10 protein-coding genes are annotated in these 11,321 nt (G+C 66.9%); 7 read left to right on the top strand and 3 right to left on the bottom strand.

Going from position 1 to position 11,321, the window contains the following annotated elements:
• The first annotated feature begins 136 nt into the window (after nucleotides 1-136).
• The 7 genes from prmC to PV773_RS16210 all read left to right on the top strand — a co-directional run bounded on the left by prmC (nucleotide 137) and on the right by PV773_RS16210 (nucleotide 9,156).
• The gene (prmC, locus tag PV773_RS16180) at nucleotides 137-1,003 is read left to right on the top strand and encodes a peptide chain release factor N(5)-glutamine methyltransferase (RefSeq protein WP_347967331.1); all 867 of its coding nucleotides are present in this window, start codon (nucleotides 137-139) and stop codon (nucleotides 1,001-1,003) included.
• 304 nt (nucleotides 1,004-1,307) lie between these two features.
• On the top strand, nucleotides 1,308-2,078 hold the full coding sequence (locus PV773_RS16185; protein WP_347967332.1) for a DUF4167 domain-containing protein: 771 nt from the start codon (nucleotides 1,308-1,310) through the stop codon (nucleotides 2,076-2,078).
• Nucleotides 2,079-2,308: 230 nt separating this feature from the next.
• Nucleotides 2,309-4,912, top strand: a complete 2,604-nt coding sequence (gene clpB, locus PV773_RS16190; RefSeq protein WP_347967333.1) for an ATP-dependent chaperone ClpB — start codon at nucleotides 2,309-2,311, stop codon at nucleotides 4,910-4,912.
• 131 nt (nucleotides 4,913-5,043) lie between these two features.
• Nucleotides 5,044-5,406: an MmcQ/YjbR family DNA-binding protein gene (locus tag PV773_RS16195; protein WP_347967334.1), complete on the top strand. Its 363-nt coding sequence runs from the start codon at nucleotides 5,044-5,046 to the stop codon at nucleotides 5,404-5,406.
• Nucleotides 5,407-5,555: 149 nt separating this feature from the next.
• Nucleotides 5,556-6,926 carry a L,D-transpeptidase gene (locus PV773_RS16200; RefSeq protein ID WP_347967335.1) on the top strand — a complete coding sequence of 457 codons (1,371 nt, stop codon included), beginning with the start codon at nucleotides 5,556-5,558 and terminating at the stop codon, nucleotides 6,924-6,926.
• A 292-nt stretch (nucleotides 6,927-7,218) separates the two neighbouring features.
• Nucleotides 7,219-8,451, top strand: coding sequence for a DUF2778 domain-containing protein (locus tag PV773_RS16205; protein WP_347967336.1), 1,233 nt, complete (start codon nucleotides 7,219-7,221; stop codon nucleotides 8,449-8,451).
• A 108-nt stretch (nucleotides 8,452-8,559) separates the two neighbouring features.
• Complete coding sequence (locus PV773_RS16210) at nucleotides 8,560-9,156, top strand: DUF922 domain-containing protein (protein ID WP_347967337.1); 597 nt, start codon at nucleotides 8,560-8,562, stop codon at nucleotides 9,154-9,156.
• Nucleotides 9,157-9,180: 24 nt separating this feature from the next.
• Here PV773_RS16210 and PV773_RS16215 read toward each other — a convergent pair whose 3' ends face one another.
• Genes PV773_RS16215 through PV773_RS16225 form a run of 3 tightly spaced genes read right to left on the bottom strand, consistent with a single transcriptional unit; the run spans nucleotide 9,181 to nucleotide 10,681 of the window.
• Nucleotides 9,181-9,651 carry an SRPBCC family protein gene (locus PV773_RS16215; protein ID WP_347967338.1) on the bottom strand — a complete coding sequence of 157 codons (471 nt, stop codon included), beginning with the start codon at nucleotides 9,649-9,651 and terminating at the stop codon, nucleotides 9,181-9,183.
• Nucleotides 9,648-9,989, bottom strand: a complete 342-nt coding sequence (locus PV773_RS16220; RefSeq protein ID WP_347967339.1) for a metalloregulator ArsR/SmtB family transcription factor — start codon at nucleotides 9,987-9,989, stop codon at nucleotides 9,648-9,650. The genes PV773_RS16215 and PV773_RS16220 overlap by 4 nt, the downstream gene beginning before the upstream one ends.
• Complete coding sequence (locus PV773_RS16225; protein ID WP_347967340.1) at nucleotides 9,986-10,681, bottom strand: glutathione S-transferase family protein; 696 nt, start codon at nucleotides 10,679-10,681, stop codon at nucleotides 9,986-9,988. Before PV773_RS16225 ends, PV773_RS16220 begins: the two co-directional genes overlap by 4 nt.
• Between the last annotated feature and the right edge of the window lie 640 nt (nucleotides 10,682-11,321).

An 11,321-nucleotide genomic window follows, 5' to 3' on the forward strand; every position in this document is an offset into this window, starting at 1 on the left:
GCGGCACAACAGTTTCATCATCCCGGCCGGCGACGATTCTGAGTGAGACGGCGGCGAGCCGGTCCCCCTCCCCCTTGTGGGGAGGGGTTAGGGGTGGGGGTGTCTTCGTAGCGGACCATGCGGGCAGGGTGGCTGCATGAGCGCCTTTGCCGAGACGCTTGCAGCACTCCACCTCGCCGCCCGCCGCCGCCTTGCCGCCGCCGGCATCTCCGATGCCGGCCTCGATGCCCGCCTGATCGTCGAGCATTTTTCCGCCACCACCCGCACCGATGCGCTGCTGCGTCCCGATGCGCCGGTCCCGGCCGAAACCGCCCGCGCGGTCGAAGCCGCCCTCGAGCGCCGCATTGCCGGCGAGCCCGTGCACCGCATCCTCGGCTACCGCGAGTTCTACGGCATGCGGCTCGGCCTTTCGGCGGAGACGCTCGAGCCGCGCCCCGACACCGAAACCCTGGTCGACGCCGTGCTGCCCTTCGTCCGCGACACGGCTGGGCGCGAAGGCGTGTGCCGCATCCTCGATCTCGGCACGGGCACCGGTGCGATCGCGCTGGCGCTCCTGGCGCAGGAGCCGCATGCGGTCGCCACCGGCGTCGACGTCTCCGACGATGCGCTCGCAACCGCCGCGGCCAACGCCGTCAGTCTCGGCGTCGCCGCGCGGTTCACGGCAAAAAAATCCGACTGGTTCGCCGGAATTACCGGCCGCTACCATTTAATCGTCTCAAATCCTCCCTATATTCCCTCATCAGGGATCGAGGATTTGCAGCACGAGGTTCGCAACTTCGATCCGCGCCGGGCGCTGGATGGCGGCCCGGACGGTCTCGAACCATACAGAGCCATCGCGTCGGGCTCCGCACGCCACCTCGAAGAGGGCGCTTGCGTCGGCCTTGAGATAGGACACGACCAGCGACGCGACGTGACCGATATATTCGAGCGGGCCGGCTATCATCTGATCGCCCAGCACAAGGACTTGGGCGGCAATGACCGCGTGCTCGTGTTCAGTCGGTGAAAGGCCTTGCGGCACCGCAAAAAACCGCTTGGCAAGGAATGTGAATGCCGCTAGGTTCCGGGCGACCGGATGAGACGAAGCAGGCAGTACTCTTTACGTTCGGTTTCCCAAGGAAACTTGCTGCCTTCTTGCGTAGACGACGCTCTAGCTTCGTGCGGGGATCGTTCGGCAGACATGTAACCGACAAAGGACGGCATGTGGCGCCAGCGCAGGCTATGCGGGCGAACACCAGCGGAAGAACACGAACCGGCTGTTTCCGGAAGGGCAGCGGTTCGGAGCAAGATTTCAACACGAAGAGAATCTGATGAGGCCACAACAGCAGAACAGGCGCATGCGCGGGCGCAACAACAACAATAACAATAGCAACAATAACAACCGCAAGGGACCCAATCCCCTCACGCGCAACTACGAGAGCAACGGTCCAGACGTCAAGATTCGTGGCTCCGCGCAGCAGATCGCCGAAAAATACGCAACCCTCGCCCGTGACGCGCAGAGTTCCGGCGACCGCGTGATGGCCGAGAACTACCTGCAGCACGCCGAGCACTACAATCGCATCATTGCCGCCGCCCTGGCGCAGATGCCGATCCAACACCAGCAGCAGGCCCGCGACGACTTCGACGCCGACCTGGATGACGAGCGCGACGAGGAAACGGTCGGCAACGCCGCCGAATCTCAGCCCGTGCAGCAGCAACCGCTGCCGGTCGCCAACGGTACCGGCCCGCAGCCCGAGATCGAAGGCACGCCCGCCGAAGTGGCGTTGAACCCGGAAGCCGCCGAAGGCCAGCAGCCGCGCGAGGGACGCCGTGAACGCGGCCGCAACCGCCATGAGGGCCGCCGCGGCGAGCGCCGCCACAACGACCAGCCGCAGGTCGCTGCCGCACCGGCCGAAGCCGCCGCGGTGGAAGCGCCCGAGGCCGCCGTCGCCGAGGCGGCACCCGTGGCCGAGGCCGCGCCTGCCGCCGCGGCAGAGGGCGAGGCTGCTCCCGCTCCGCGCCGCACCCGTCGCCCGCGCCGTGGCGAGACTGCCGCCGAGGCCGAGGCTGGCAGCGAGGCGCCGGCCACCGTCGAGGGTTGATGCAGGCATCGCCAGCCCGGCGAAGCACTGTCTCGAAGCATTGCAAATGATTGCGAACGGCGGGATGAAAATCTCGCCGTTTTTGTTTTTTGACTTCGATCAAAGCTCCTTGAGGGATATCGTCCTACTCCCCATATCACGCCCAGCAGGGTCCGGCCCGATTGGGCGGACCCGTCACCTTGAACCAGACCGGTGCCGCTAAGCGGGCCGGCGACGGAGTGGAGACAGATATGAATCTCGAGAAGTATTCCGAGCGCGTGCGCGGTTTCATCCAGTCCGCGCAGACCTACGCCCTTTCCAACAACCACCAGCAGTTCACGCCCGAGCACATCCTCAAGGTGCTGATCGACGACGAGGAAGGCATGGCCGCCTCGCTGATCGAACGCGCCGGCGGCAAGGCCCGCGACGTCCGCCTCGGCGTCGAGGCGGCGCTCAAGGCCATGCCCAAGGTCGAGGGCGCCAACGGCCAGCTCTATCTCGCGCAGCCCCTCGCCAAGGTGTTCTCGACCGCCGAGGACATGGCCAAGAAGGCCGGCGACAGCTTCGTCACCGTCGAGCGCCTGCTCACCGCGCTCGCCGTCGAGAAGTCGGCCAAGACCGCCGAGATTTTGGCCAAGGCAGGCGTGACCGCCCAGGCGCTCAACCAGGCGATCAACGAGATCCGCAAGGGTCGTACCGCCGATTCGGCGAGTGCCGAGCAGGGCTACGACGCCTTGAAGAAATACGCGCGGGATCTCACCGCGGACGCCAGGAGCGGCAAGCTCGACCCGGTGATCGGCCGCGACGACGAGATCCGCCGCACCATCCAGGTGCTGTCGCGGCGCACCAAGAACAACCCTGTGCTGATCGGCGAGCCCGGCGTCGGCAAGACGGCGATCGCCGAGGGGCTGGCGCTGCGCATCGTCAACGGCGACGTGCCGGAAAGCCTCAAGGACAAGCAGCTGATGGCGCTCGACATGGGCGCGCTGATCGCGGGCGCCAAGTATCGCGGCGAGTTCGAGGAGCGGCTGAAGGCCGTGCTCTCCGAGGTCACCGCGGCCGCCGGCGGCATCATCCTGTTCATTGACGAGATGCACACGCTGGTCGGCGCCGGCAAGGCCGACGGTGCGATGGATGCGTCCAACCTGCTGAAGCCGGCGCTTGCGCGCGGCGAGCTGCACTGCGTCGGCGCCACCACGCTCGACGAGTACCGCAAGCATGTCGAGAAGGACGCGGCCCTTGCCCGCCGCTTCCAGCCGGTCTTCGTCGAGGAACCGACGGTCGAGGACACCATCTCGATCCTGCGCGGCCTCAAGGAGAAGTACGAGCAGCACCACAAGGTGCGCATCTCGGACTCGGCGCTGGTTGCCGCGGCCACGCTGTCGAACCGCTACATCACCGACCGCTTCCTGCCCGACAAGGCCATCGACCTCGTCGACGAGGCCGGCTCGCGGCTGCGCATGCAGATCGATTCCAAGCCCGAGGCGCTCGACGAGATCGATCGCCGCATCATGCAGCTCAAGATCGAACGCGAGGCGCTCAAGCTCGAAAAGGACGACGCTTCGCGCGACCGGCTCGAAAGGCTGGAGAAGGAACTGGCCGGGCTCGAGGAAGAATCTGCCACGCTGACTGCCCAGTGGATGGCCGAGAAGGAAAAGCTCGGCCTTGCCGCCGACCTCAAGGGCAAGCTCGACGAAGCCCGCAACGAACTCGCCATCGCCCAGCGCAAGGGCGAGTTCCAGAAGGCGGGCGAGCTTGCCTATGGCCGCATCCCCGAGCTCGAAAAGAAGCTCGTCGAAGCCGAGGCCCAGGAAAGCCGTGGCTCTATGGTCGAGGAGACCGTCACGCCCGACCACGTCGCCCATGTCGTCGAGCGCTGGACCGGCATCCCGGTCGACAAGATGCTCGAGGGCCAACGCGAGAAGCTGCTGCGCATGGAAGACGAGCTCGGCGTCCGCGTCGTCGGCCAGGGCGAAGCCGTGCAGGCGGTTTCCAAGGCCGTGCGCAGGGCACGGGCAGGGCTCCAGGACCCGAACCGGCCGATCGGCTCGTTCATGTTCCTCGGCCCGACAGGCGTCGGCAAGACCGAACTCACCAAGGCACTGGCCGATTATCTCTTCGACGACGAGCATGCGATGGTCCGCATCGACATGTCCGAGTTCATGGAGAAGCACTCGGTCGCCCGGCTGATCGGCGCGCCTCCCGGCTATGTCGGCTACGAGGAGGGCGGCACGCTGACCGAAGCGGTGCGCCGCCGGCCCTACCAGGTCGTGCTGTTCGACGAGATCGAGAAGGCGCATCCCGATGTCTTCAACGTGCTGCTGCAGGTGCTCGACGATGGCCGCCTGACCGACGGTCAAGGCCGCACGGTCGATTTCCGCAACACGCTGATCATCATGACGTCGAACCTCGGCGCAGAGCTTCTGGTCGGCTTGGGGGAAGATCAGGACGTCGATGTTGTCCGCGATCAGGTCTTGGGCATAGTCAAAACGAGTGTGAAACCAGAGTTTTACAACCGCATCGACGAGATCGTCCTGTTCCACCGCCTGCGCCAGCAGGACATGGGCAGGATCGTCGCGATCCAGCTCAAGCGGCTGGAGAAGCTGCTCGCCGACCGCAAGATCACGCTCGAGCTTGCGCCCGACGCGATCGAGTGGCTGGCGCACAAGGGCTACGATCCGGCCTATGGCGCGCGTCCCCTCAAGCGCGTCATGCAGAAGGAACTGCAGGACCCGCTCGCCGAGCGCATCCTCGGCGGCGAGATCCTCGACGGCTCGACCGTCAAGATCACGGCGGGTTCCGACCGGCTCAACTTCCGCTCCAAGGCGGGCGTGGTGACGGAAGAGGCTGCATAAGACTGGACGCCAAAGGTCGAAGCAAGCGTTGAGCAGTTAAGAGCCCTGGGTTTTTCCTCTCCCCCGTCGAACGGGGGAGAGGTGCCGAGCGTAGCGAGGCGGAGTGGGGGTCGACAGGCCGTGGGGTTAAGATGACTCTCGACGAATACAACGGCTTCTGCGCCGCGCTGCCGCACACCACCCATGTCGTGCAGTGGGGCGGCGCGCATGTCTGGAAGGTCGGCGGCAAGGTCTTTGCCATCGGCGGCTGGAGCGACGGCGAGGGCCTCGCCGTCACCTTCAAGGTTTCCGACATGGCCTATGACGTGCTCAAGGAGCAGCCGGGGCTCCGGCCCGCGCCCTATCTCGCCTCGCGCGGCATGAAGTGGATCCAGCGCCGCAGCGGCGAGAGCATGGATGCCGATGCGCTCAAGGATTACCTGCGCGAGAGCCACCGCCTCATTGCGGCCAAGCTTACCAGGGCGGTGCGCAAGGACCTTGGCCTCCCGCTCTAGCGCCTGCCGCCGCTGCCGCGGTGCCGGCCATTTTCATGCCCGGTTCATGTTGGAAGGGTTAACCAGTTTGGTGAATAAGGAGTAGCGGGCGGCGGAACGCTTCGCCCGCACAGGCATTGGAAAGCCAGTTACCGGAGAGAACGGCGACCATGTTGCGCAGGATCATCGTGCTGTCGGCCCTTCTGGCCGGCGTGTCGGCAGGGCATGCGGCGGGCTCCGTCATGCCCGAGGACGGTCGCGGCGAAGCCGCGTCGCCTGCCGGCGCCGTCATGCTGGCGCAGGCAGGCGACTACGAGGTCTTCTACGACGGCCGCGGCAACCGCGTCATCGTCGATCCCTACACCGGCAAGGTCGTCGCCGTGCAGCCGCCCGGCTCGCGCATGAGCCGCGAGGCGCTGCGCCGCGAGACGCGCCGGCAGGAACTGCGCGAGGACTACCGCGACGGCGACGTCCTGCTCGATGGGCCGGTCGACGGCGGCGGCTATTCCGACGACTATCCGGCGCAGCCCTCCGATCCCTACGGCGACGACTACTACAACGATCCCAACGCCTTCCCCGAGGCGCCCGGGCCGCGCGTCGTCGAGCGCGAGCCGCTGCCCGGCACGGACGACCAGCTCGCCGTGCGCGAGCCGCCGACCATCACCGAAAAGGCGATCGAGCCCTCCATCGCCGTGCGCGGGCGCGACGACATCGCGTCGCTGCAGGTCCTGCTCGACCGCGCCGGCGCCTCGCCCGGCGTCATCGACGGCCGCTTCGGCTCCAACGTCGACAAGGCGCTGGCCGCCTACAACGAGCTCACCGGCACGAGCCTGAAATCCACCGACGCCGAAGGCATCAGGCAGGCGCTGGCCGAGAGCGGCGGCGACGCCTTCGGCTCCTACACCATCACGCCTGAAGACGCCGCCGGCCCCTATGTCGCCTCGATCCCCGAGGACTACGGCGAGAAGGCCAAGCTCGAGCGGATGAGCTTCACCTCCGTGCCCGAGATGCTGGCCGAGCGCTTCCACATGGACGAGGCCTATCTCAAGGCGCTCAACCCGGAGGCCAACTTCAACCGGCCGGGCACCATCATCAAGGTCGCCAATTTCGGCAAGCTGGTGAACAGGCCGGTGGCGCGCATCGTCGCCGACAAGGGCCTGAAGCAGGTCCGCGCCTATGACGAGGCCGGCAAGCTGGTCGCCGCCTATCCGGCGACCATCGGCTCGACCGACACGCCTTCGCCCACCGGCATCCACGCGGTGTCGCGCGTCGCGCTCGATCCCAACTACACCTACAACCCCAAGATCAATTTCAAGCAGGGCGAAAACGACAGGATCCTGACCATCCCGCCGGGGCCGAACGGTCCGGTCGGCTCGGTGTGGATCGCGCTCGACAAGCCGACCTACGGCATCCACGGCACGCCCGAACCCTCCAAGATCGGCAAGACCGCTAGCCACGGCTGCGTGCGCCTGACCAACTGGGACGCGCGCGAACTCGCCAAGATCGTCAAGGCGGGCGTGCCGGTCGAGTTCACCGACTAGGGCAGGGCGGCGCTGCCGCCCGCACCGCTCCCGGCGGAGCGACGTTCGCCGACCGCCAGCCGCTGGCCGTTGGCCCCTGCAGGTGCCGGACCCGGACAATCGCCGACGCCGGCAAGCAAAATTTAACCATATTTGTCCACCCTTTGTCAGTCACTGGTCAAAGTTGGGGACAATCCGGAAGTCTCGCAGCCACGGTCGCCCGTCGATCCGAAGGCCTGTGCCGGCTTACCGGTTTGGTACGCGTTTGAGTAAGATCGTTCCTGCACAGTCATTGCGCCGTCTGTTGCGTCCATTGCTGATCACCTCCCTGGGCACCGCCTTTGCGGGCGCCGCCGTGTGGTCGGTGGCCGGCATGGTGGCGGTCGGCAGCTCCGCCGCCTTCGGTCCGGGCCAGCTCGTGCCCAGGCAGCATCACCACACCCTGAAGCAAGCCAAGGTGCAGGCGCCGGTCGCCTATGTCAGCACCGACAAGGCATCGCGCCCGGTCATCTCCAGGGCGCATCCCGTCATCGCCGCCAGCATCACCGGCAGCCTCGGCAAGTCCGCCCGCCATGCCGAGATCGGCCACGCGACGCGCTTCGACGCCGTCGTCCGGGAGGCGGCACTGACCTCCGAAAAGCTCGCCGCCCTGTTCGCGCACACCGACAATCCGGGGGAAGTCGCCGAAGTCCCCGGCGCGGACCGGTTCGCCTCGTCGGCGGCCGCCGGGGCCCAGACCCTGCTCGCCTATGCCGGTCCCGCGGCAGGCGCCGACGCCGGCACCGCGCTCTCCACCCTCCTGGTCGGCCCGGAAGGCGCAGACCCTGCCGCCGCCGCGCAGAATCCGGATGCCGAGGCCGATGCGGCCGCGGCGGTGCCGGTCTATGAAGAAACGCCGTCCAATGGTCCCCTGCCGCAGCCCAGCCCTCGCGCCGGCCAGGCCGATGTCCGGCCGGAGCCGCTGGCCGATCCGAAGGCTGCTGCCGGCAAGGCCGGCGAAGCCGAACCGGCCAAGCCGCAGGCCGTCGCCACTGCGCGGCCCGACGAGCCGGCGCAGAAGAAGAGCGGCGGCAGCCTCGGCCAGTCGCTCCGGAGCCTGTTCGGCGGTGGTGGGGCGCGGGCCGGCAACGGTGTCGCCGTCTACGACATCAGTGCCGCCAAGGTCTACATGCCCGACGGCAGCGTGCTCGAGGCGCATTCGGGCATAGGCAACATGGCCGACAACCCGCGCTACGTGAACGTCAAGATGAACGGCCCAACCCCGCCGCACACCTACAATCTCAGGATGCGCGAAACCCGCTTCCACGGCGTCGAGGCGATCCGCATGCTGCCCGTCGACGGCAAGAACAAATACGGCCGCGACGGCTTCCTCACCCACAGCTACCTGTTGCGCGGCGGCCGCGAGGAATCGCACGGCTGCGTCGCCTTCGCCGACTACCCGCGCTTCCTCGCCGCCTTCAAGGCCGGCAAGGTCAAGCAGCTGGTGGTGGTGCCGAACGGCGGGCGCGAGAGCTTCCGCCTCGCCTCCAACGGCAAGACCATCTGACGCCGGGGCAACGGCGGCGCCGGATCGCCGGCGCCGTCTTGGTCTAGCCATCGCCTGCCGGTTGCCGCTATGAGGCATGGGCAAGAGCTTTCCGGCAGGGGACACCGCGTGAAGACCGTTTTCCGATCGATCCTGTTTGCGGCCTGTCTTGCCGGCGCGCCCGCCCATGCCGAATGGAAGCCGGTCGAGAAGATCGAGCCCTATGCCATTTCGGGCAAGACCGGCCCCGAACTCTACGCCTCGATCGGCGAGAGCGGCCCGAAGGCCGGCAACGGCATGCGCACCATCGCCTACACCGACTTCAAGCTGACCTGGCAGCGCAAATACGAGCCGCAGGCCGACGGTGCCTGCACGCTGGTCTCGGCCACGCCCAAGCTCATCGTCACCTACCGGCTGCCAAAACCGTCCGGCGGCCTGCCGGCCGCGGTCCGCAAGAACTGGGACGTCTTCGCCGCCGGCGTCTACAAGCACGAGCAGGTGCATGGCGAGCACATCAAGGAGATGGTCAGGGCCATCGAGGCGGTCAGCATCGGCTTCTCGGCGCCGGCCGATCCGAAGTGCCAGAAGGTTCGCACCGAGCTCACCAAGCGGCTCGCCGAATTGTCGCTTGCCCAGCGCCGGAAGAGCAGCGACTTCGACCGTGTCGAGATGAGCGACGGCGGCAATGTCCACCGGCTCATCCTCGATCTGGTCAACGGCGGATAGCGGCCCCGTTCCTGGCCGCCCCGCTCAGTTCACGCTGGCGGTGCCCCGTTCGGCCAGCTCCACCAGCCGGTCGAAGCCGTCGCCGGTGCCGGCGATGCGCGCGGCCATGGCGTCGGCCCCGCCGAGGAAGGCCAGCTGCTCGGTGTATTTCATCTGCGTCCCCGCGCCGCCGGGCGCGAATTCGAGCGTCGCGAGCGAGGCCGAGATGCGCTCTCCACCCATGCTCATCTCGAAGCCGTAGATGATGCGCTGCCCGGGCAGGATGTCGAAATAGTCGGCGCGGAAGGTCAGCTCGGCCCCGTCCGGCATGCGCCAGCGCTTGCCCTCGATGCCGCCGATGCGGAAGTCGAACGTATCTTCCAGCACGCGCCAGTCGAGATGGCAGTCATTCCAGCGCCGCTTGAGCTCCCGGTCCGACCAGAAGCGGAAGGCATGTCGCGGGCTCGCCGGCAACTCGCGTTCGATGACGAAGGTGGTGTGCCGGACCGGGTTCATGACGTGCCGTCCTCCTCGGGAAACGCCTTCATCGCTTCGGCAAGCCGGTCGAAGGCCATGTTCATGGTGGCTTTGCGCGCCCGCACCCATTCGTCCATTTCACGGAAGGCGTCCGGCTGCATCGAAAAGGTGCGTGTCCGCCCGACCTTCCGGGAGACGACGATGCCGCCGTCCTCCAGCACCTTGAGGTGCTTCAGGGCCGACGGCAACCCCATGTTGGTCGGGCCGGCCAGCTGCTTGACCGTGGCTGGACCGAGGCTCAACCGTTCGACCATGCCGCGGCGGCTCGCATCGGCGAGTGCGGTGAACATGCGGTCGAGCGGGGCGGCTTCGATCATGGCAACACCTCCCCAGCCAGGAAACGTTGCGGCATGGCCTCGCGATAGGGGAACAGCGGGAAGTACGGCCTCGCCTCGGCGATCACGCGCCGTATCGACGGCCGCGCCACGAGGCGTTCGAAATAAGCGGCGAGCTTGTCCTGGCCGCCGCCGAACGGATGCACGATCGAGGCGAAGAACAGCACGGGTGCCGCGGCACAATCGGCGATGGTGAAGGCGTCGCCGGTTGCCCATGTCCGCCCCTCGAGCTGCGTTTCGATCACCGCATAGGCCGTGTCGAGCGCGCGCCTGGCGTCGGCGACGCCGATCGCATCATTGCCGCCGTCGGGCCTCAGCCGGTCGGTGACGATCTTCTGCATCGGCACGCCGACATGGAGATCGAAGAAGCGATCCCACAGCCGGGCGTCGAGGCACCGGTCTTCGACGGCGGGAAGGAGCTGCACCGGTCCCGGATAATGCCGCTGGACATATTCGATGATGATGCTCGTTTCCGGCACCACGCGGTCGCGCGCCGCGTCGTGCAGCACCGGGATCTTGCCGACCGGCCATTTTTCCATGAGCTGCGCCGCCGAGCCAGGATCGCCGAGATCGACCGTCACCGGGCGGAAGTCGGTGCCGTTCTCGTAGAAGGCGATCAGTACCTTGTGGCAGAACGAGGCGAGGGGATGGATGTAGAGCGTCAGCGTCGTCATCGAGGGATGTCTCAACAGTTTCCGTAGTTGGAAACTATCCCGGGCATTTCGGCCTGGCAAGAAAAACTTTCCGTCGTCGGAAACTGTTTGCGGGGCGGGGAGAGGCACCCTTGCACGAAACCCGGCACGGGTCTTTCTTCATAACGGCTTTGGAGGTTGGCCAATCGCCAACGCGCGGTCGTCATCCTGGGGCGGAGCAGGAGCGAAGCTCCGTCGCGGAGCCCCCAGGATCCATGCCGTGATGTCTGTCTTCGTGGATGGACAGCTTTTCCACGGGCTGGCGATTTTTTTGCCGGACTCAATTCACATGTCGCCGTTCGTCGCTCCCACAAACGCGTAACCCCGCGTCGAGCCGGCAAATCGCATGTGAAGCGACCCCCACCCCTGACCCCTCCCCACAAGGGGGAGGGGGATTCTGCGGCACCGCCGTCACGCGCCAACCGTTGGCGATCTTGGCCGCAGGGCGGCAAGCAAGTCCCCCTCCCCCTTGTGGGGAGGGGTTAGGGGTGGGGGTATGAGGCCGGTCAAACCCTCAAATCCCTTGCGGCATGGAAGCCTCGGGCGAGACGCCGACGCTGCCAATCTCCCCCCTTGCGGGGGAGATGTCCGGCAGGACAGAGGGGGGTGGGACGGAATGAGA

It is taken from the genome of Mesorhizobium sp. CC13 (assembly GCF_039907765.1).
GTDB lineage: Bacteria > Pseudomonadota > Alphaproteobacteria > Rhizobiales > Rhizobiaceae > Aminobacter.